This is a genomic window from Jeotgalicoccus sp. WY2, assembly GCF_018437745.1.
Taxonomy (GTDB): domain Bacteria; phylum Bacillota; class Bacilli; order Staphylococcales; family Salinicoccaceae; genus Jeotgalicoccus; species Jeotgalicoccus psychrophilus.
Genome location: NZ_CP049818.1, coordinates 2,091,821 through 2,113,792, shown reverse-complemented (window position 1 = coordinate 2,113,792; position 21,972 = coordinate 2,091,821). Strand labels below are relative to the sequence as shown.

Here is a 21,972-nt window from a genome sequence, read left to right as displayed (position 1 = left end):
CTGTCAATCAGCCCGTTCAGATTTGCGCGTCTTGCAGAACCACCCAGCAAACCGCTGAAGAACTCCAGAATATTGAGCTCAAATATATTTCAGAGATGAGTTCCGGCACGCTTAAATATTTCGCATGCAGCTTCAGCTCTTTAAATGTGCCGACAAACTCCTCTATTTTTCTTAATATAAATTCATCACCGTTATATTCTGTCAGTGCTTCATATAAATATTTTTCTTCTGAAGCAATCCGAATCAGCGAGATTTCTTCTTCACTGAAACCAAACATGGGCAGACGCATCACTCCGGCTAAGTGGTCATCCTGCAGCGGATTGTCTATCAGCGATAAAATACTCCGCATCGTTAAAATCTCAAAGGTTTCAAAATATCCTTTGTTGACGTCGATACTAATAGGAATATCTGCTTTCTGGAATTCATGGCGCATAACGTCAGGTGCGAAACGGTTTCTGTTTAAAATAACGATATCCTGATACCCCGCACCTTTTTTGTAGAGTTCCTGCACCAATTTAACAATCTGTTTAATTTCTAGTTCATCTGCTTCCGCCGATTTTAAAGTCTTATCGTAAATAACCGGCAGCACTTCAACAGTCGATTCCGGCTCTGCTGTCTCGATGCCTTTAATTAATTTTTCCTTCTCAGTGTAATCAATTTCACCAAGTTCTTTATCCATAATATTTTCAAAAATTAAATTTGTTGCGTCGAGTATTTCAGAGCGCGACCGAAAATTGCGGTTAAGCTGAATCAGCGTGCCGCTGTCCTGTTCATTAAATCGTTCGCTTTTATCGATAAATAAGTCTGGTGCTGCCTGTCTGAAGCGGTAAATAGACTGCTTTACGTCGCCGACCATAAACAGGTTGCCATCTTCTTCTCCGCCGGATTTCAACAGCTGGATAATCGCTTCCTGCACGCGGTTAACATCCTGATATTCATCGATCATAATTTCTTTAAATTGTTCTTTGTAACGGTTGGCAATTTCAGATTCGTTGGCCGTTAAAATTCCGAGCGCGTAATGTTCATAGTCATTAAAATCCATCTCATTAGATGACTGCTTATCTTTTCTATACGCTTCAATCACTTCTGACACAATATTGATTAATTGATTATTCATGCCGTTCAGCGGTGCGAGTTCTGCTTTTACGTCGTCAAATGTGTACTGTTTTAAATTGCTGATTTCCTGATAAAGAGCATTCGCCGGCTTATTAAAACGTTCATTTAATTCATTTCCGAAAGCTGTCGCACTTTTAATAAAAGCATTTGCCCCTGTCACCAGTTTTGCTGACGGCAATTTGAAATTCCCTTCATTATTGAAGCTCTCAAGCGCCTGCAGCACGTATTTATGCATAACAGCCAGTTTTTCGTAAGCATCGTCAATCGGTTTTTCTTTTAATTCTTCATCCCGTTCAGCACCATCGTATTCTGCTCTAAGCGTATACAGATCCTGGTCCAATTTTTTTAATTTCCGCTCTAGCACTACTTTATAGCCGTTCAATATATTTGTCAGTTTATCTTCAGACATATACTGATCAATTATATTATTTACAAATTCACCCGGTTCCTTGGTTGCAATGGCAACATGATACAGCTGGGTCACAAGCTTATGAAGCTCACTGTTATCTTTATTACTAGTAACAAACTGATCGAGCTTTAAAAAGTCTTCATCGGCATCGATATAAAATTGTTCCAAAACGTTGCTTATAATTTTCTGCAGGCGGATTTCCGTCTCGACCTGGCCGAGTGTGCGCATGTCCGGCGGCAGACCAATCGCGTTATAGTGTGTCTGAATCAAATACAGACAAAAACTGTGCAGTGTGGATATATGTGCATCGTTCAGTTTAATAATCTCTTCATTCAAACGAGGATCAGGCGTGGCATTATATGTCTCACGCAGTGCGCGTTCGATTTTGTCTTTCATATCTTTTGCGCTCTTGTTCGTAAACGTCGACACGAATACTTCGTCGATAGAATAATTACCTTCGATAATATTCTGTTTAATACGTTCTACGAGCACCGCTGTTTTACCCGAACCCGCCGCTGCGGATACTAATACATCCGATCCTTTAGTCTTGATTGCCTCTTCTTGTGCGGCAGTAAATTTAACCATCGTGCACCTCGCTTTCAAATGCCTCTATATCTTCGTCCGAAATACGATTCGTCCGGTAATCTTCTGCATTTATTAATTTATCGATGTGGCAGGCCGCCTTAAAATCACAGAATTGGCACGGCAGACCGCCATTCGTATCAATCGGATTGGCAAGCGTATTGCCATCGTAAATTTCATCAGTTGCTGTTTTAAATTTCTCCATAACGTATTCTGAATAATGTCTGAACATATCTGAAGACATCACCCGTTTTTTCGAGTGGCTGTTAAAAGTACCATCCTTCTTCTCCTGCAGCGGAAAATATTCATTAAGGTATTCTGTATCTGTAATTAAATTCTCGAGTCCTCTGTTGCCGTCGATATTTAATGTATTATCGTCTGCCACGAACAGACCTTTAGGCTTCAATGCGTTTTGGCGTTCTTTTTGTGCTTCAGCAGCATCCTCAGCTTTAACTTTCGGTTCGCTGACATGATAAAACAGCATGGAGTTCGGCATAATTTCTCCTCCGAGGAGATCCTCTGCTTTATATCAGTACGTACATATACGTAATAATCTGCAGCTCGACTCCGTTAAGCACATCGGATTTTCTTAAGTCTCTTGCGCTCGATTTGTAGTCGATAATATTTACATAAACTTTACCGTCTTTTTTATACGTATCCACCCTGTCAATTTTACCGCGCAGAATGATTTTTTTACCGTTCGGACTTGCCAGAATAAGCTCGCCGAGTTCATCTGATTTTTTACCAAAAACCGTTTCAATCATTGTCATCTTATAATTGCCGAGCGTTTCGATATCTTTCATAAAGAGCAGCGTTGTCGTAATTGCCTGCACTGCTTTCTCCTTCAGTGATAAATAATATTCGGACCGTTCAAAAATACCGTAGCTGATCGTTCTGAGAACAGTTTCCACTGCATTTTTCACCGTGTTTTTAATCTTTTCATCATCATGTTCGAGCGTCATATTTAAATCGGCAGCGACTTTTTCCAGTGCATTATGGTACAAGTTACCAATTTCAAGCGGCCTTACCGTATAGTTCTGTCTGACGTTGAGTTTCAGACCGTAATTTGAAAAATGCTGGAAATTACAGTTGAAATACGACTGAAAACGCGACACACTTGCTTTCATTTCTCCGCCGTATAACTGTTCTGCCGTAGCATTGTTAATTTTACGTGCTTTATTATCATAGGTCAGATTTCGTCTCAAACGTTTAATAACGGCCTGTCTGTCACCTGTTTTAATAACTGATAGACAGAAATAAAATGCCTGTACTGGGGCACACTGCTTAAATCCTGCAGATATTCTTTATCCGTCGACATGAGCTGGCGGAGCTTAAAATGCTCCAGTGCTTCCATACTGCGTATACTCGAAATTAGCCGGATTGAGCTTTTCACATCATAATGTGCAGTTTTGCGGTACGTATAATTCAATACATTCTCCGTGTCTCCCGGTAAAAATTCCGCAACGAAGGGACTGATTTTAGTCGCTTCTTTACTTTGCAGTGTCGATGACCAGCTGATGAACAGCTCATCTGTCGGACGCGTCACTCCGAGGTAAAAGACGAAGCGCTCGTCCTGTGCAAGCGTCCGTGCACTTGGTGATAATGTAATGCCGCGCTGGCTCAATACGAGTTTTTCTTCATCAGTTACTATCGTCGTACTGCGGGATTCCTCGGGCATCACATTGTAGTTCATACCCACTATAAAATATACTTTTTATTCTCCACTTTAGCGAGATCCAGCAGCCCGATAATTACCTGGTCAATCGTTGCAGGTCTCGTATTAAAAGTAGCAGATTTTAAGCCGTCAATAAATGTTTCATAGAATAATGAAAAGTCTATTTCTTCATCTTTAAACACAGTATAGCTGTCGTCCAAAAGACGGATAAATAAATTATACGACTGTTCAGTTTCGTTTCTTAGACGGACATCTGTTTCTTCCAGCTCGTGAATTTCATCTTCGAGTTTAATTAAAATTCCATTATCCACGATGAAGTTATAAATTGCTGTAACGTAATCTTTAACCGTCTCACCTTCATTTAAGGAATTGAAAAATGCTTTCAGCTGCTGGAGTTTACTGTTCTTATAGTCAATCATCTCACTCAGTGATTCCGTATTATCAATCCGGTCAATCATACCCTCTGCATCGAGACGGTATTCAATCGCAAACCGTTCAATCGAACAGCTCATACCCTGTCAGCCCCCGTTCGATAATAATATTTTCAAGGTGAGCAAGCAGCTGATCGTCACCTCCATTATTTAAGTATCCGGTTTTAAGAACATTCAAAAATGATGAGCTCTGAAAGCGGCTCTTATAGCATTCGAGAAGAGCAATAATCAGCTGTGTAAACGGGTTGCAATGCATAAAATGCTCAGCGTCCATATGATAGGAAATATTGAAGCGCTTAAATGTCGTTTTTATGTGTTCCTCATAGCTTGAATCACGGTATAAAATACCGATATCGGAATATTTTGCGCCTTTTTCTCGTACCAGTGTCTCAATATTACGTGCAATTTCAACGACTTCTTCCTGCACCGAAGGTGATTCTGTAATTGTAATACCGTCGAAGTTCGTCATTTTTTACCTGTTGTAATGAAACTTTCAAGCTGCGTCAGTCCAGTGCGTTTTGCACGCAGGAACTCATCATCGAAATGACGGAACTGAACGTAATGCTCACCGAACAATTCCTGGAGTCTTGTAATTACCGCCTCAGTTTTCCTGAACAGCAGTGTATCCCTGCGCGCCTGCTCGCCGCCTTCTGACTTGCTGTGAGTTAAGAGCAGATTAACTTCTCCTACCTTACCTTCAAGCGCATAAATTAAATCGAATTCACTTTCAGTGAAGTTGTGGAAACCATCGATATAAATCACTGCATTATTTAAGTACGTATATTGTCCACCCGGTTTATATCGTCTATAAAATTTTGAATCATATTTAAATCTTCAATATTATATTCCGCAATCTGTTCTGACCACATGGAATATATTTTATTTAAGTCTTCATATTTTTCTGTCGTTCTGCCTCTCTCAAACTGCATATCAAAAAGCTGTTCAGGCTGGACGCTGTATGCTCTGAATTCTGTAATCTGCTCCAGCACTTTCTCAGAAAATTTTATGTAGCCGCCGGATGTATGATAATAATTTAAAACTTCTTTCATATCATTCATCAATTTATGCATGAACATGACGTGTCCCGCTTCTGACAGTGACTCTTTTTCGGGCTGGCCGAGTTCATTGTAAACGTGCCACATCAGTCTGGTAAAACTGAACACGCTCGTCCGCATACTCCCGGTAACGAAACCATTTTTTGGCTGGGTAATAAGCTGTTCATAACTCAGTGTATTTTGCGTCGGTGTAACGATATATATTCGAACCGAGCGGTGAATCCTTCGTCAGTGCTTCAATTTCATTAAACATAGTGCTTGTTTTACCGGTACCGCTCGTGCCGGTCCATAATGTGATTCCCATACAATGTGCCTCCTGACTTGAATAAAGGAGATATTAGATTCCCTAATATCTCCTTTTAGTAATATTTATAATTAAAAATCAATTGCTATTTCATTCAGCGGCCAGAATCTGAGCTGGACTTCGCCGATAATAGAATCCTCGGTGATTAAACCAAAGTCTCTTGAGTCCCTGCTGATTGGACGGTTATCACCGAGCACCAGATAGTGACCTTCCGGAATTACTCCGTCTTCCACACCCAGATCGCTCAAGGTGAAATTATCCATATAGGATTCACCCTGGTGGGTGACATAATCTTCCTGCAGCGGTTCACCGTTTAAATATACAGTACGGTCTACCATCTCCACATTATCACCAGGCACACCAATTACACGTTTAACGTAAGCTGAGTCTTCATTTGAATTAAATACAATTACATCGTCCTGTTCAACATCAGTCAGGTCGTATATAAATTTATTTACTACTACTCTGTCGCCATCTTCTAATGTCGGATCCATGCTTAGCCCATCGACTGAAAATGAGACAAAGAGAAACATTCGTATGACAGCAATTACCACAATTGCAATTAAGATTGCTACGGCCCATTCGCGAATTTCTTTTGCCAATTATGACACCTCTTATTTATTCATTTTTCTTTCCAGATATTTCTGATACCATTTTGAAAGCAGATATAACAGTACTAAAAATACCAGCGAGAGTATGAGTTTTAACGGTGAGTCAAAAAATGAAGTTATGTCATAACCGACAAGTGTCATCGATAATATCATAATAAATTTTGACGCTAATAATATTATAAGTATACATGTCTTCTTATATTAGATAAAGCTGTGATAACATTTACGACTGATGACGGTGTAAACGGCAGTGACAGTAATATGAATAAAAATGTAAATCCCCGTTCATCGATAAACTTCAGCATTTTGTTAAGCTTGTCGTGCTTTTCTATATATCTTTGTGCCGGATGCCTGAATAAATTGCGGACAATTAAAAACACTAAATAGCTGCCCGCCACACTGGCGGTGTAACTCACGAGGAAACCGACAATAATACCGTATGAGTTAATATTTAAAATAACAATTACGACAAGCGGTAAAAACGGCAGGAACGCTTCGATAAACACGAGCAGAAATCCTACGATAAAACCTAAGTCTTCAAATTTTTGAAATAGCGTCTCTATCCCCTGTTCAGTCGTCAAAAGTTCGATTAATTCGTTCAAGTGTTTTCCCTCACTGTAAAATACTAAAAGACTATATTTGTAATAGTCTTTTAGTATAGATTATCAATTAATTCATTTATTTAACATGATTAATGATGATTTATCGCTATTTAGCATGCACGGCATTCTTTTTAGGAATAAGTTTTTTAATATTATCTTCTGCATTATTAAACATTTCTACAATTGCCGAGCCGACGATAACACCGTCACAGTGCTCGCCAAGCGCTGCTGCAGCGTCTCTTGAGTTAATTCCAAATCCCGCACATACCGGTACTTTGCTTTTATTTTTAATACGACTGAGATTATCAAACACTTCCTGGCTGTAGCCTGCTTGTTTACCGGTCACGCCGTTAACAGTTACTGCATAGATAAATCCTTCCGCTTCATCTAACAGCTCTTTCAGCCTGTCATCTGACGTCGTTAATGTCGCGAGACGGATAATGGCAATATCACTACCTTTTAATACTGTTTTAAGTTCAGCTTCCTCTTCAAGCGGCACGTCCGGCACAATAATTCCGCTGATATTTGCAGCATCTGCATCTTTTGCGAATTGCCCTAGTCCGTAATTAAAGACCGGATTATAATAAGTCATTAAGACGTAAGGCACATTTATTTCATCTTTAATTTCTGTAAGCTTTTGCAGTATATCCCTAAGACTGACATTGTGTTCAAGTGCGCGTAAACCGGCACGCTGGATGACAGGGCCGTCTGCTGCAGGATCGCTGAACGGAATACCAATTTCAATCAGATCCACTCCCGCTTCTTCCAGTGTTTTAATCTGAAAGGCAAGTTTATCGAGTCCGCCGTCTCCTGCCATATAACGCGATAAACGCTTTATCATCTTGACTGTTTAGTGTCTGGAACATATTTTCAATACGAGTTTTAGTCATTTGTTCTTCTCGCCTCCAGTTCTCTCTTCACCATTTCAACATCCTTATCCCCTCTGCCTGATAACGACACGACGATAATTTCATCTTTTGGAAGTTCAGGTGCAATCTTCATAACATATGCAATGGCATGCGAACTCTCCAGTGCCGGAATAATGCCTTCTGTGCGTGACAATTTCTGGAATGCATTCAGCGCCTCTTCATCTGATGCATATTCATAACTCGCACGTTTCGTTGAGAATAAAAAGCTGTGTTCCGGACCGATTCCGGGATAATCGAGACCTGCTGAAATTGAATGCGTTCCCTGCAGCTGACCGTTTTCATCCTGCAGCATATGCATTTTTGCACCGTGTGCAATACCGACTGAACCGCGGTTGATTGCAGCAGCCACTTTATTTGTATCGATGCCTTCTCCTGAGGCTTCTACTCCGATTAATTCAACATCTTTGTCTTCGATAAAATTATAGAACATTCCCATCGCATTACTGCCGCCGCCGATACATGCAACAACTTTATCCGGCAGACGTCTTCTTTATCTAATATTTGCGCTTTTGCTTCTTTTGAAATAATGCTCTGGAAATCACGTACAATTTGCGGGAACGGATGCGGACCAAGTACTGATCCTAGTACATAGTGTGTATCTTCCATATGCTGAACCCAGTATCTCATCGTTTCGTTTACAGCATCTTTTAAGGTCGCAGTGCCCTGTTCCACTCTAATGACTTCTGCACCTAAAAGTTCCATTCTGAACACGTTAAGCTCCTGGCGGTCCGCGTCTTTCGCCCCCATAAACACTTTACATTCAAGGCCTAAGAGGGCTGCGATTGTCGCCGTCGCGACACCGTGCTGTCCGGCGCCTGTCTCCGCAATTACTTTAGTTTTACCCATATATTTAGTCAGCAGTCCCTGGCCAATAGCATTATTAATTTTATGTGCACCGGTATGATTTAAATCTTCGCGTTTTAAATATATTTTGGCTCCGCCGAGTTTCTCTGTTAAGCGTTCCGCATAGTACAGCGGATTTTCACGGCCGACGTATTCTTTCATTAAATAATCAAATTCACGCTGGAATTCCGGATCCTCACTTGCCTTTTTATATGATTCTTTTAATTCTTCAAGTGTCGCAATTAATGATTCAGCTACGTAAGTGCCGCCGAATTCACCATATTTACCATCCGCACTTGGATATTTATAAGTTTCTGTCATTTTGTCCACCTCTTATATTTTTTATAAATGCTGCGACTTTTTCAGGATCTTTTTGACCGTCAGTTTCTACTCCGCTGGATACATCGATAAGTGCAGGACCGGCAATGGCTGCCGCTTCCTTAACGTTTTCGGGATTTAACCCGCCGGCAAGGGCCAGTCTGGATTTATCAATTTCAGCTAAAGGCAATTCAGACCAGTTAAATGCAACACCGCTGCCCCCGTAATATTTTTCTCTCGGACTGTCGATCAGTATATACTCCGCATCGTAATTAAATCGTTCTTTGTACGACAATTCCGAGTTCGAAGGAAAAGCTTTAATCGCTCGTCCTTTATATTGTTCAACAAAATCTTTGTCCTCGTCGCCATGAAATTGTATAAAATCCAGACCCGCTTCGTTTAATGCGGCATCCGCCTCTTCTTTAGAAGGATTAACGAAAACACCGACAGTTTTTATACCAGTTCCTTTTAAGCTCTCAGTAATTGCTGTCACTGTCTCCAGATTAATACGGCGCTTGCTCGGTGCCAGTACCATGCCGATAAAGTCCGGCTTTTCTGCTGCTGCCAGCTGCGCTTCTGCTACTGTTTTAATTCCGCAGATTTTAATTTTCATACACTTCACCCGATTTCAGTTCTTTAATTTTTCTGCGATGCTGTCTGCTCTCATTAACGATTCTCCGACGAGCATTCCTGCCGCGCCCGCCTGCTTCATGCGCCCGGCATCAGCTTCTGTATGAATGCCGCTTTCGGCGATGAAATAAATATCATTCGTTCCGCATTTTTAAGGAGCCTTTCACTATTGCCGATATCAACAGTAAACGTTTTTAAGTTTCTGTTGTTAATACCGATAATCTTCGGTGAAATTTTCAGTGCGCGTTTTAACTCGTCTTCGTCATGAACTTCAACGATAATATTTAAGCCAAGCTCTGTTGCATAACTGTATAAATCCTGCAGTACTTCGTCTTCCAGTATAGTGACAATTAACAAAACAATATCGGCCCCGTGGTTATAGGCACGGTTAATCTGCCGCTTATCGATAATAAAATCTTTGTTCAGTACCGGGACATCTACTTCATCAGCAATTTTTTTTAAGTCATCAAAGTACCTTTAAAGAAACTTGTGTCCGTCAGCACGCTGATCGCATCAGCTCCGCCTTTGACATGGATTTTGCCTGAGACGCGGATCCATCACTGCATTAATGTCACCTTGTGACGGTGAAGCGCGTTTCACTTCGCTGATTAGAGCGATACCGTTATTACGGTCAAGCCTGCCTGTAAAGTCCAGCGGTTTTTCTCTTGTAATTAATTCAACTTCCTCCGGATATTTCAGAAGTTCTTCTTTTTTCACTTTTACAATGTCGTCTAATATTGTCATACTTTCGACTCCTCATTATTTTTAATGACTTCCTGCAGTTTGTTATATGCTTTCCCCGACTGAATCGCTTCTCTCGCTTTTTGGATACCTGCACCGATTGATTTTGCTTCATCTGCGACGAACAGACCAATGCCTGCATTCAGCAGTACTGTTTCGATTTGTGCACGTGTTGCGGTTCCTTTTAATACTGATTCGAGAATTTCTTTATTCATAACCGTCTCCGCCTGCAATGTCACTCTTATCGCACAGTGTTAATCCGTAGTCTGTCGGATCGATAACGACTTCTTCTATTTCACCGCCGCGTAAAAATACGAGATGGTTTTCTCCAAGCAGTGTTGCTTCGTCCATATGGCCTGCACCGTTCATTACTACTGCATTTTTACGTCCTAAACGCTGCAGTACTTTCGTAATTGTCATCAGCTTTTTACGGTCGTAGATGCCTAAAAACTGATAGTCCAGATCGAGCGGACTAATACATGGTCCGATAAAATTAAATACTGTCGGACGTTTTAAGGTCTGCCTCACTCTCATAATCTGTCGCATTTTCGGATGTACATGCGGTGCACTTAAAAATGTAATATTTGACTCGTTTAATTCTTTCGCAACTCTGTCAGCGTCGAAATTTAAATTTACGCCAAGTGCCTGCAGTACATCTGAACTTCCCGTCTTACTCGTAACACTCTTGTTGCCGTGTTTTGCGACAGTCACTCCGCAGCTTGCCAGCACAAAAGCTGAAGTTGTTGAGATATTGAAACTCCGGGATCGATCCCCGCCGGTGCCGCAATTATCCATTACTTTATTATTTACATTTGGAATATCTTTCGCATATGACTTCAATACTTCGGCAATCGCTGTAATTTCATCTACTGTTTCACCTTTATCGCTTAGTGCGATTATGAAATCTCGGAGTTCATCATCTGTTATTTTACCGTCTAACACTTCTGTAAAAAATTCTTGCATTTCTTTATACGATAAATCACTGCCGTCTTTTACTTTTATCATTGTCTTTTCAGTTACTGCTGCAATATTTAATGTCATAATATATTCCTCCTAAAAATTAAAAATCCCCCATGACAAAAATGTCATGGAGGACGATGTTAAACCGCGGTACCACCTCAGTTGAAGTTTTCACTTCACTCAAATGCATAACGGCATTACCCGAGCAAACCTAAAAACCGGAACCCAATTCACTGCAGAACACGCTGCCGGTTTCCACCATATCCGGCTCTCTGTTAACGTAAGACTGCTGCTACTCAATCCATTTGCTGATATTAAATTAGTATAAATAAAAAACTCTCCATGCTTAATATTAAAAAATATTAAGGACGGAGAGCCGCGGTGCCACCTATATTGACCAGTAAAGCCCGGTCCACTCATTAAAAGTTATATTAAATTAAAGTTTTATAAAAGAAGTCCATTCGCATATATGAAATACCGGTTCACAGCACCACCGCTCTCTTGTAAATCGATATATGTTACTGCTCTTCCTTCGAATTGATTTTAATACTAACAAGTTTAAAATATAAATGCAAGGGTTAAATTCAATTTATCTGAAAATTCATTCTTAATAATCTTTCTGAAATATTGATATGATTGACTTTATCAGGTGTAATAAATTTTTGCAAATTCTTTTTATTTTAGTATTAATTCTGCAATGAAACTCGCTCATTGGTGAGATAATTCGTTACCTCTGACATGAAAACCGCTCATTGGTGAGATAATTCGTTACCTCTGACATGAAAACCGCTCATTGGTGAGATAATCCGTTACCTCTGACATGAAAACCGCTCATTGGTGAGATAATTCGTTACCTCTGACATGAAAACCGCTCATTGGTGAGATAATCCGTTACCTCTGACATGAAAACCGCTCATTGGTGAGATAAACGATTACCTCTGACATGAAACCCGCTCATTGGTGAGATAACTCAAAAAAACTGCAGATAATCAAAAAAAGACAAAACCCAAAAGGGTTTTGCCTCTAAAATAATCAGTTTTATGCCCAACCGCGATAGCGTGAGCCTTCTGCAGTTCTTTTAAGACCTACGATAAATGCTGCAAGTCTCATATCGATTTGACGGTTTTCGTGAAGGTCATAGATTTCGTTAAATGCTGCAACGAGTTTTTGTTCCATTTTCTCGTTTACTTCATCTTCACTCCAGTAATAACCCTGGTTGTTTTGTACCCACTCGAAGTAAGATACTGTTACTCCGCCTGCTGATGCCAGTACGTCCGGAACGATCAGAACGCCTCTTTCAGTCAGGATGCGTGTAGCTTCAGTAGTAGTTGGTCCGTTTGCTGCTTCACATAAAATTTGAGCTTTAATGTTCGGCGCATTGGCTTCAGTAATCTGGTTCTCGATTGCTGCCGGAATAATAACGTCGCAATCAAGTGCAAATAACTCATCGTTTGATAATACATCTTCATACAGATTCGTTACCATACCAAAACTGTCACGGCGTTCTAAAAGATAGTCGATATCAAGACCGTTCGGGTCATGAAGTGCACCGTTGGCATCTGAAATACCGACGATTTTCGCACCTCTGTCGAATAGGAATTTAGACAGGAAGCTGCCTGCGTTACCGAATCCCTGGATGACAATACGAATGTCTTCCATCTTCATATCGCGCTTTTTAAGTGCTTCTTCAAGACAGATTACAACGCCTAGTGCTGTAGCTCTGTCACGGCCTTCTGAACCGCCGAGTACTAATGGTTTACCTGTAATGAATCCAGGCGAGTTGAATTGGTCAATCGCGCTGTACTCATCCATCATCCAAGCCATAATCTGCGAGTTTGTGAATACATCCGGTGCCGGAATATCCTTAGTCGGTCCAACGATTTGAGAAATTGCACGAACGTAACCGCGTGACAGTCTTTCGACTTCATCCATGCTCATTTCGCGCGGGTCACAGATGATTCCGCCTTTACCGCCGCCGTAAGGCAGGTTAACAATACCTGCTTTAAGAGTCATCCACATAGACAATGCAACAACTTCATCTTCTGAAACGCTCGGGTGGAAACGAACTCCGCCCTTAGTAGGACCCACTGCATCGTTATGCTGTGCACGGTATCCCGTAAATACTTTAACTGAACCATCATCCATTTTCACCGGTATACGCACTTTTAGTGTACGTAAAGGTTCTTTGATTAATTGGTACATATCGTCGTTATAACCAAGCTTATCGAGCGCCTCTTTAATGATGCGCTGTGTAGATTCAACTAAACTAATTTCTTCTGACATTTTGATCCGCCTTTTTTTGTAACTGTTTTCATCTCATATTGTATCATAAAGATTATTTTTAGAAAGTATCTTTGTTAAAAACTTTTTTAACTTTATCGAGGGCCCAGTCAAGTTCGTCTTTCGTCACAACTAGCGGCGGTGCAAATCTCACTACCGTACCGTGAGTTTCTTTGCAGAGCACGCCTTCATCTTTAAGCTGTTCACAGAATATACGTGCACTTTTATTAAGTTCCAGACCGATAAAAAGCCCTCTGCCGCGAATGTCTACTATAGCTTCATGGCTGATTTTCTTCAGTTCACCGAGCAGGTATTCTCCGAGCTCCAATGAACGCTCTGACAGCTTTTCATCGATAATCACGTCTAGTGCTGCTTCTGATACTCTGGCCGCCAGCGGGTTGCCGCCGAATGTCGAACCGTGCGATCCTTCATTCAGTACACCAAGTACTTCGTCATCACCAAGTACGACTGATACCGGGAACACGCCTCCGCCAAGCGCTTTTCCTAAAATGTACATATCAGGCACGACTTCATCCCAGTCTGTTGCAAACATTTTTCCTGAACGTCCAAGGCCCGCCTGAATTTCATCCGAGATAAACAGGACATTGTTGCGGTCGCAAATTTCTCTCACTGCTTTTAAATAGCCTTCCGGCGGAATATTAACACCCGCTTCACCTTGAATCGGTTCTAAGATAACTGCAGCAGTATTATCATTTATCGCATCTTCCAGCGCTTCTGAATCTCCGTAATTAACAATTTGGAAACCTTCACCAAGAGGACCGAATCCTCTTCTGTATTCCGGCTCTGACGACATCGACATTGGAATCATCGTTCTGCCGTGGAAGTTATTTTTCATGGCAATTACTTCCGCCTGATTATCAGGCACCCTTTTTACTTCATACGCCCAGCGTCTCGCTGCCTTAATTGCGGATTCAACAGCCTCAGCTCCTGTATTCATCGGCAGGACTCTCTCTTTACCGGAGATTTCACTGAGTTTTTCGAACCAGTCTCCAAGACAGTCGACGTGGAACGATCTCGATGTCAGGGTTACTTTATCCGCCTGATCTTTTAATGCCTGAATAATCTTAGGATGACGGTGTCCCTGATTCACCGCAGAGTATGCACTCAGCATATCCAAATACTTATTTCCTTCAGGATCTTTCACCCATACGCCTTCCGCTTCAGAAATTACAATCGGCAGCGGTTTATAAATATCCGTATCATACCGTTCTGTCTTTTTGATGATTTCTTCACTTCTCATTAATTTCTCCCCCTTTTATGTTTAAAAAGTCATTTAAATATACATTATTAAATATGTATTCATCACCATCATGACTGTAATTAACATTATTATCAAGAGATTTATTAAACCGTGTTCCAATAGTCTTTGCAAAGTTTGAAAACGTATACATTAAACTGGTTTTTATACTTATTAAGCCGTAATTCCAGTGGAATAAATACATTTAGAATGAATATATTCATCGGAAAATAAAATAAAAAACCTGTAATTATTACAGGTTTTACTACTGGCATTATTCTACGTTCTTTTGCCTCTTCTATCCAGAGCGGCATTCGTTCTGCCAGCGTCTGGAAACCGTATTTCTCGGTATCTTTGATCTTCTCTAATACAGAACGCTTATCTCTTTTTTTCTCTTCGTTCTTAAAGTATTCATTTTCTTTCAATGATAAGCTGATTTTACCGTTTTCATCAATGCTGACAATTTTAGCCTTTACTATTTGGCCTTTAGATAAATATTGATTCACATCGTGAACGTAATCGTTCATCACTTCAGAAATATGGATCAGACCATCACGATTATCAGGAGTTTTGACAAAAGCACCGTACGACTGAATACCAGTAATTTTCACTTTGACGAACTGGCCGATCCGGTATTTTTTTGCCATGTTATCCCTACTTATTTACTTCTTTTATTAAATCCATCACCATTTTAACACAGTTAGCTGAAGTAACCAAAAAATAACATAGCAAAACACATACACCAAGATGGCATATGTGCGCGTATTTTTCATATCAGTTATGTAAATCTGCGGAGCTCTGAGGTCGCACACAGAAATAATAGGTTTCTTATTTTAGTTAGATTACTATTTCCGTGTGGAGTCATCCTTATACTCATGTTCAAGTCTTTCGAGAACTTTTTCTTCGAATTCTTTCATCTTCTCTTCTTCATTGCGCGAATATTTTTTAATAAGTTTGTACACGATAAACGCAAGTAATATAAAAAGAAGTAACATGATAAGAGCTGGAATGTATTCCGTTTTATCTTCCGGGAAATAAAGGAACGGCATCATTTTTAAATCACTCACCTTTATACACACAAGTATATCAGAGTGTTTTATGGATTAGATATTATAATAATGACTAATTTGTGATACTTTCAGCAGGATTTTTGTAATATCTTTATTAAATATGTATATATTTCCCTTCTTTTTTCAAAATAAAAATGCACAGCCTGTATTAAATACACGGCTGCACACCTCTTAATTACATATATTATTCTGTTACTTCAATTGTTTCGATGATTACATCTTCAGCAGGCTTATCCTGTCTTCCTGTTTTAACATCAGCAATTTTCTCGATAATATCAAGACCTTCAATAACATGTCCGAAAACAGTATGTCTCTGATCTAACCAGGGAGTTCCACCGTGTTTTTTATAGCTTTCAACGATTTCAGCCGGGTAACCCGCACCTTCAAGTTGTGAAATCATATCAGCCGGTACGTCTTTTAACTGGACGATAAAGAACTGTGAACCGTTTGTGTTTGGTCCAGCATTAGCCATTGACAGTGCGCCGTACAGGTTGAATGCATCTGTTGAAAATTCATCTTCGAATGCTTCTCCCCAAATACTCTCTCCGCCCATGCCTGTTCCAGTCGGGTCGCCGCCCTGAATCATGAAGTCTTTAATTACTCTGTGGAAAATTAATCCATCGTAATATTTATTTTTTGCGTGTGTAACAAAGTTCTCTACAGTTTTAGGTGCAACATTGTTTAACAGCTTAACTGTTACGTCACCCATGTTTGTTTTGATTACCGCTTTTGTTTCGCCTTCTAAAACTTCTGTTGTTAATTGTGAAAATGCCATGAATTCGGCCTCCTGAAAAATTTTATTAATTTCATTTTTGCAGCAGTAATAATGAAACGAAAAATTAAATATTTTAAATTCAGTACTACTTACTACTATATACAGTATACGAGAATAGCCTGAAATTTCAAACCGTAAGCGTTTATTTACAATTAATATTAATGTATAATGATTAAATATAATAACGTTAGAGGAGGATACACTTTGACATTGATACATTTCGCAATATTTTTACCTGTTATTGCTGCAATCGCAATCGCAATAATCTACAGGTATGTTAAAGATGTACATCTCGGTTGGTTTGTTTTACCTATTCCGACTGTGATAGTCGCATACTTATTTAGCTTAATACCTTCTATTGCTAATAATCAAGTTTTCCATCATACATTGAATTTAATGCCCCGTATCGGGCTGAATTTTGACGTCTACATAGATGGTCTCGGCTTACTGTTTGCAATACTCATTTCCGGTATTGGTGCGCTGGTAGTATTATATTCTATCGGCTACTTATCAAAAGACGAAAAGCTTGGCAATTTTTATGTCTACTTGCTTATCTTTATGACTGCCATGCTCGGAGTAGTTTTAAGTGACAATATTTTAATGCTCTACTTCTTCTGGGAACTGACTTCAATTTCCAGTTTCCTGTTAATCGCTTTCTGGTTTACTAAAGAGAAATCGATTTACGGTGCACAAAAATCAATGCTGATCACTTTCTTCGGCGGATTTATGATGCTCGGAGGATTTATTATTCTGCATCTTATTACAGATACGTTCAGCATTAGAGAGATGATTGCCAATGTTGATTTAATCATGGCAAGCCCTCTCACACCGCTGGCAGTTGTTCTAGTACTGCTCGGTGCGTTTACCAAATCTGCACAGTTTCCGTTTTACATATGGCTGCCGGACGCTATGGAAGCACCGACACCGGTCAGTGCTTACCTGCACTCAGCTACGATGGTTAAAGCTGGTCTCTATTTAGTTGCAAGATTTACACCGGTTTTCGCATTCAGCGAATTATGGGTATGGCTGATTTTAGTTATCGGTCTTGTCACACTGTTCTGGGCTTCATTCAACGCCATTAAACAGGATGACCTAAAAGCAATACTTGCATACTCGACCGTGTCACAGCTCGGTCTCATTATGAGTCTCCTCGGAGTCGGGGCACTTGCAGTATCTACAGGTGCCAACGAACAGATTTTCACAGTCGCAGTCGTTGCTGCAGTGTTTCATATTATTAACCACGCAACATTTAAAGGCGCACTATTCATGGTTGCCGGTATTCTTGACCACGAAACCGGTACACGGAGCATGAAGAAACTCGGCGGCTTAATGACGCTGATGCCTATTACATTTACAATGACACTGGTTACAGCATTATCGATGGCAGGTATTCCTCCATTTAACGGATTCCTGTCAAAAGAATTGTTCCTTGGGGCAATGTTTGAAATAAGCAATGCGAACTTCAGTGTGCTGGCTGACTGGAGTGTACTGTTCCCGATTCTTGCAATCGTCGGCAGTATTTTCACATTCGTTTATTCTATTAAATTAATTCACGGTGTTTTCTTCGGCAAACGTACACATGATACGCCGAAAGAGCCGCATGAAGCTCCAAAATTATTACTGGCTTCACCGATTATTTTATCGTCACTGGTTATAATTTTCGGATTGTTCCCGAACATTCTGTCAGGTTCAATTATCGATCCTGCAGCAATGAGCATACTCGGTACAGATACGGCATTGAATACTAAAATTTCACACTGGCATGGATTTGATAATCCTGCACTGTGGGCGACAGTCGCCATAGTTGTAATCGGTACAGTGCTTTACTTATTCAGAAGCAGCTGGATGTTCATTTACGATTATCACAAAGAGCAATTTACTTTGAATCATTTATACGATCAGGGTCTTATATACAGCCAGCTCGGCTCAGCTAAAGCGACAGACGGTATTATGAGCGGCTTCCTGAGAGATTACATGGTTTATATTTTCGGATTCTTCGTCGTTCTCGGTATCGTTACGACTTTCTATACGGGACTGCCGATTACATTTGATGACTTCGCTGAAGTCGGTATTCAGGACATGGCTCTCGTACTCATCATTTTAGTGTCTCTAGCAATTATTATGATGACACGCTCACGCATGGTTTCGATTATTATGCTCGGGGCAATCGGGTTTTCAATGGCATTGTTCTTCGCATTCTTCAGAGCGCCGGACCTTGCACTCACTCAGCTTGCGATAGAAACAGTAACGACGACATTATTCCTCGTTTGTTTTTATCATCTGCCAAAACGCTCGAAACATGAAGAAAGCATTAAATTTAAATTTACGAACTTTATTGTCTCTGCAGGTGTCGGAGTTATCGTTATTCTGTTTGGTCTGGCAGCATATTCAAACAGACTGTTTGAATCGATCAGTCAGTATCACATTGATCACGTCTATGATCTGGCTGCCGGAGGTAATATGGTAAACGTAATACTGGTAGACTTCCGTGGTTACGATACCTTAATGGAAACTCTGGTCTTCGGAATCGCTGGAATTGGAATTTATGCATTGATGAAAGCAAAAGTATCAAGAAAGGATGATGACAATGAAGAGCACGCTTAAAAGAGCTGGCTACAGTAAAGTTCAACGCCAGATGAATGATGTGTTTATACAATTCACTTCTAAAGTGATATTTCTCATCATCCTGTTGTTTGCTGTAAACCTATTTCTGGCAGGTCACTACACACCGGGCGGCGGTTTCGTCGGCGGTCTGCTTGCGGCTTCAGCCATCATACTGCTGCTTATGGCCTACGACTACAAAACAGTTAAGAAAATGATTCCGGTCAACTTTCATTTAATGATCAGTGTTGGTTTGGCATTTGCAATTCTCGTACCTACGCTGCTATTTTTCTTCGGCGTTCCTTTCTTCACACACCAGCATACATACATTAACGTGCCGGTGTTCGGAGAAGTTGCACTCCATACAGCAGTACTTTTTGATATCGGTGTATTCCTTATTGTCGCCGGGACATCATTATTGATTATTACACTCGTTGGGGGGACAGAAGAATAATGGAACTCGTCACTATATTTTTATCAGGAATACTAATTGCCAGTGCGACTTATTTAATTTTATCGAAAAGTGTGTTGCGTATTATCATCGGCCTTTCGATTCTGTCTCATGGAGTACACTTAATGATTCTGACTATGGGACAGTTAAAACGGGGCAGCGTGCCGGTTCTTGATGAGGCAGTTACTTCTTATTCTGATCCACTGCCCCAGGCTTTAATTCTGACAGCAATTGTAATTTCATTTGCACTGACTTCATACAGTCTCGTACTTCTGCTCAGAAATTATAAAGAGCTCGGTACTGATAACACTGAAGATATGAAAGGAGTTCCACATGACGACTAACATACTACCTATGCTCCCAGTCATACTTCCGTTCATTGCCGGTGTCATTATGCTGTTTATCGGCAAACGTCCGATGCCTCATCGAATTATATCGGCTGTAACTGGTTTAATTTTGATTGGTTTTGCAGCATTTAACATCTATTATGTATATATTAACGGTACGATGGTTACTTATCTTGGTAATTGGTCAGCGCCATTCGGTATTAGTGTTGTTTATGATATGACCGCTGCTCTTTTAGTGTTTACAACATCAATTGTAATGTTTTTCGTTATCATTTATTCATTCCAGTCAATTGGATATGAAAGAGAGAAATATTATTATTATCCTATGGTTCTGTTTATGATTACGGGAATAAATGGCGCCTTTACTACAGGTGACCTCTTCAATATGTTTGTGTTTTTCGAAGTATTCCTGCTCGCGTCGTATGTATTAATTACATTAGGCAGCCGTAAAGTCCAGCTGCAGGAAGGGTTTAAGTACCTGGTTGTTAATATTGTGTCATCAAACTTCTTCCTGGTAGGACTTGCATATCTGTATTCCGTTACAGGATCACTTAATATGGCTGACATCCATATCAAACTTTCGAGTTATGAAGGCAGCCTTGCCATAATGACAATTATCTCGGTTGTATTTATATTCGTTTTTGCTACAAAAGCAGGCTTGTTCCCGTTATATTTCTGGATGCCCGGCTCCTACAGTGCACCGCCAATTCCGGTAATTGCATTGTTCGGCGCACTGCTAACTAAAGTTGGTGTTTATGCAATTGCAAGAACATATTCACTATTCTTTACAACTGACGTAGCTTACACCCATCAGATACTTCTGCTGCTGGCACTATTAACAATTGTAGCCGGCTGTATCGGAGCTCTTGCCTACACTGATATGAAACAAATTATTATCTATAATATTATGATTGCAATCGGTGTGATTATCGTTGGATTCTCAATGATGGACTACGCCGGCACTGTAGGTGCGATGTACTATCTGATCCACGATATTGTTATTAAAGCAGCACTGTTCCTTTTGATCGGCTTCATTATTTACCGGACAGGTAAAAACGATGCAGCTGATCTTGGCGGGCTGATTAAGCAGCACCCTGTTGTGGGCTGGATGTTCTTTGTCGCCAGTCTCTCACTCGCAGGTGTTCCCCCGTTCCCAGGCTTTTTCGGTAAGTTATTTATCGTCGAGTCTGCATTTGATAACGGGAATGCAATCGCTGCTGTCATCGTATTATTATCGAGCTTAATCGTGTTATACAGTATTATGAAAATATTTATTATATCTGGGGAGAACCGGCAGAGCCGATTGAACTTAAGAATATTAAATCGGATAAACTGCTGTTCTCAGCTATTGGTCTCGTTATTGTTTCAATAGTCTTTGGTCTTTCAGCTGACTTCTTATTCCCAGTCTTTGAAATGGCGGCTGAATCATTCTACAACCCGTCTTCATACTCTAATTATTTGATGGGGGTGGAATAATTGTCATTTCAACTTTTAATTAACATCGTTTTAGCATTTTTATGGGTGTTTATGAATGGAGACTTTACTGTCGGGACATTCGTTACCGGGTATATAATCGGGCTCGTAGCTGTTTATATACTGCGCAACTTCCTGCCCGGCCGTTTTTATCTGAAGCGTCTGTACTGGATGGTACGTCTGTTCCTCGTCTTTATCATTGAGTTGGTAAAAGCCAACGTCGATGTAGTACGCATCGTAATGGCACCTAAAATTGACATTCATCCCGGATTCTATGCTTATCCAAATGATCTTGAAGAAGAATGGGAAGTCGCACTGCTGTCCACCCTGATTACTTTAACACCGGGTACAGTTGTGGTAGCTATTTCCGAAGACTACTCTATTATTTATATTCACGGTCTCGATATGGACGATGCTGATGCAGAAATTGCTAACATTAAAACTTCTTTTGAAAATGTAATAAAAGAGGTGGCTAAACCATGACAAACTTTATCAATATAGTAGTATCATC

General features: G+C 40.3%; 21 protein-coding genes and 5 pseudogenes. 5 read left to right on the top strand and 21 right to left on the bottom strand.

All coding sequences use genetic code 11. The features are described from left to right. Positions 1 to 16 precede the first annotated feature (16 nt). The 21 genes and pseudogenes from G4D76_RS12270 to G4D76_RS12170 form a co-directional block, all read right to left on the bottom strand. Positions 17 to 2,110, bottom strand: a complete 2,094-nt coding sequence (locus G4D76_RS12270; protein WP_213810023.1) for a UvrD-helicase domain-containing protein — start codon at positions 2,108 to 2,110, stop codon at positions 17 to 19. After that, positions 2,103 to 2,603, bottom strand: a complete 501-nt coding sequence (locus G4D76_RS16250) for a PD-(D/E)XK nuclease family protein (RefSeq protein WP_213810022.1) — start codon at positions 2,601 to 2,603, stop codon at positions 2,103 to 2,105. The genes G4D76_RS12270 and G4D76_RS16250 overlap by 8 nt, the downstream gene beginning before the upstream one ends. 28 nt (positions 2,604 to 2,631) lie before the next feature. Next, positions 2,632 to 3,312, bottom strand: coding sequence for a PD-(D/E)XK nuclease family protein (locus tag G4D76_RS16245; RefSeq protein ID WP_213810021.1), 681 nt, complete (start codon positions 3,310 to 3,312; stop codon positions 2,632 to 2,634). Next, the gene (locus G4D76_RS12255; RefSeq protein WP_213810020.1) at positions 3,309 to 3,800 is read right to left on the bottom strand and encodes a hypothetical protein; all 492 of its coding nucleotides are present in this window, start codon (positions 3,798 to 3,800) and stop codon (positions 3,309 to 3,311) included. The genes G4D76_RS16245 and G4D76_RS12255 overlap by 4 nt, the downstream gene beginning before the upstream one ends. Before the next feature lie 5 nt (positions 3,801 to 3,805). Next, positions 3,806 to 4,294 carry a hypothetical protein gene (locus tag G4D76_RS12250; protein WP_213810019.1) on the bottom strand — a complete coding sequence of 163 codons (489 nt, stop codon included), beginning with the start codon at positions 4,292 to 4,294 and terminating at the stop codon, positions 3,806 to 3,808. Then, positions 4,278 to 4,682 carry a 3'-5' exonuclease gene (locus G4D76_RS12245; RefSeq protein ID WP_213810018.1) on the bottom strand — a complete coding sequence of 135 codons (405 nt, stop codon included), beginning with the start codon at positions 4,680 to 4,682 and terminating at the stop codon, positions 4,278 to 4,280. The genes G4D76_RS12250 and G4D76_RS12245 overlap by 17 nt, the downstream gene beginning before the upstream one ends. Next, on the bottom strand, positions 4,679 to 4,975 hold the full coding sequence (locus G4D76_RS12240) for a hypothetical protein (protein ID WP_213810017.1): 297 nt from the start codon (positions 4,973 to 4,975) through the stop codon (positions 4,679 to 4,681). The genes G4D76_RS12245 and G4D76_RS12240 overlap by 4 nt, the downstream gene beginning before the upstream one ends. An 8-nt stretch (positions 4,976 to 4,983) precedes the next feature. After that, a complete protein-coding gene (locus G4D76_RS12235) occupies positions 4,984 to 5,424 on the bottom strand; it encodes a hypothetical protein (protein ID WP_371814694.1) in 441 nt (146 codons plus the stop codon). Between the two features lie 7 nt (positions 5,425 to 5,431). Then, on the bottom strand, positions 5,432 to 5,572 hold the full coding sequence (locus tag G4D76_RS12230; RefSeq protein WP_213810015.1) for a hypothetical protein: 141 nt from the start codon (positions 5,570 to 5,572) through the stop codon (positions 5,432 to 5,434). A gap of 71 nt (positions 5,573 to 5,643) precedes the next feature. Next, a complete protein-coding gene (lepB, locus tag G4D76_RS12225; RefSeq protein ID WP_213810014.1) occupies positions 5,644 to 6,174 on the bottom strand; it encodes a signal peptidase I in 531 nt (176 codons plus the stop codon). 185 nt (positions 6,175 to 6,359) lie between these two features. Next, the gene (locus G4D76_RS12220) at positions 6,360 to 6,785 is read right to left on the bottom strand and encodes a TVP38/TMEM64 family protein (RefSeq protein WP_250129983.1); all 426 of its coding nucleotides are present in this window, start codon (positions 6,783 to 6,785) and stop codon (positions 6,360 to 6,362) included. Positions 6,786 to 6,891: 106 nt separating this feature from the next. Further along, on the bottom strand, positions 6,892 to 7,626 hold the full coding sequence (trpA, locus tag G4D76_RS12215) for a tryptophan synthase subunit alpha (RefSeq protein ID WP_250129982.1): 735 nt from the start codon (positions 7,624 to 7,626) through the stop codon (positions 6,892 to 6,894). A gap of 41 nt (positions 7,627 to 7,667) precedes the next feature. Further along, positions 7,668 to 8,878 (bottom strand): annotated as a pseudogene (gene trpB, locus G4D76_RS12210) (tryptophan synthase subunit beta). After that, positions 8,862 to 9,488 (bottom strand): phosphoribosylanthranilate isomerase, encoded by a 627-nt coding sequence (locus G4D76_RS12205; protein ID WP_213810013.1) that lies wholly within the window; start codon positions 9,486 to 9,488, stop codon positions 8,862 to 8,864. Before G4D76_RS12205 ends, trpB begins: the two are co-directional and overlap by 17 nt. Before the next feature lie 15 nt (positions 9,489 to 9,503). Further along, a pseudogene (gene trpC, locus G4D76_RS17150) lies at positions 9,504 to 10,249 on the bottom strand (indole-3-glycerol phosphate synthase TrpC). After that, positions 10,246 to 11,209, bottom strand: a pseudogene (gene trpD / locus G4D76_RS12195) (anthranilate phosphoribosyltransferase). Before trpD ends, trpC begins: the two co-directional pseudogenes overlap by 4 nt. Before the next feature lie 1,035 nt (positions 11,210 to 12,244). Beyond that, positions 12,245 to 13,489 (bottom strand): Glu/Leu/Phe/Val family dehydrogenase, encoded by a 1,245-nt coding sequence (locus tag G4D76_RS12190; protein WP_213810012.1) that lies wholly within the window; start codon positions 13,487 to 13,489, stop codon positions 12,245 to 12,247. 58 nt (positions 13,490 to 13,547) lie between these two features. Beyond that, positions 13,548 to 14,747, bottom strand: a complete 1,200-nt coding sequence (locus G4D76_RS12185; protein WP_026859986.1) for an ornithine--oxo-acid transaminase — start codon at positions 14,745 to 14,747, stop codon at positions 13,548 to 13,550. Between the two features lie 281 nt (positions 14,748 to 15,028). Continuing rightward, positions 15,029 to 15,391 (bottom strand): annotated as a pseudogene (gene ygs, locus G4D76_RS12180) (S1 domain-containing post-transcriptional regulator Ygs); the annotation flags it as partial. 198 nt (positions 15,392 to 15,589) lie between these two features. Continuing rightward, on the bottom strand, positions 15,590 to 15,811 hold the full coding sequence (locus G4D76_RS12175; protein ID WP_342664949.1) for a hypothetical protein: 222 nt from the start codon (positions 15,809 to 15,811) through the stop codon (positions 15,590 to 15,592). Between the two features lie 187 nt (positions 15,812 to 15,998). Further along, positions 15,999 to 16,589, bottom strand: a complete 591-nt coding sequence (locus G4D76_RS12170; RefSeq protein WP_213810010.1) for a peptidylprolyl isomerase — start codon at positions 16,587 to 16,589, stop codon at positions 15,999 to 16,001. A 204-nt stretch (positions 16,590 to 16,793) separates the two neighbouring features. Between G4D76_RS12170 and G4D76_RS12165 the strand changes: the two genes are divergently transcribed. The 5 genes and pseudogenes from G4D76_RS12165 to G4D76_RS12145 all read left to right on the top strand — a co-directional run bounded on the left by G4D76_RS12165 (position 16,794) and on the right by G4D76_RS12145 (position 21,944). Continuing rightward, positions 16,794 to 19,193 (top strand): Na+/H+ antiporter subunit A, encoded by a 2,400-nt coding sequence (locus tag G4D76_RS12165; RefSeq protein WP_213810009.1) that lies wholly within the window; start codon positions 16,794 to 16,796, stop codon positions 19,191 to 19,193. Then, positions 19,177 to 19,644, top strand: a complete 468-nt coding sequence (locus G4D76_RS12160; RefSeq protein ID WP_213810008.1) for a Na(+)/H(+) antiporter subunit B — start codon at positions 19,177 to 19,179, stop codon at positions 19,642 to 19,644. Before G4D76_RS12165 ends, G4D76_RS12160 begins: the two co-directional genes overlap by 17 nt. Continuing rightward, complete coding sequence (locus G4D76_RS12155; RefSeq protein WP_026859980.1) at positions 19,644 to 19,985, top strand: Na(+)/H(+) antiporter subunit C; 342 nt, start codon at positions 19,644 to 19,646, stop codon at positions 19,983 to 19,985. The genes G4D76_RS12160 and G4D76_RS12155 overlap by 1 nt, the downstream gene beginning before the upstream one ends. Next, positions 19,975 to 21,464: pseudogene (locus tag G4D76_RS12150) on the top strand (Na+/H+ antiporter subunit D). Before G4D76_RS12155 ends, G4D76_RS12150 begins: the two are co-directional and overlap by 11 nt. After that, positions 21,465 to 21,944: a Na+/H+ antiporter subunit E gene (locus G4D76_RS12145; RefSeq protein WP_213810007.1), complete on the top strand. Its 480-nt coding sequence runs from the start codon at positions 21,465 to 21,467 to the stop codon at positions 21,942 to 21,944. Positions 21,945 to 21,972: the final 28 nt, after the last annotated feature.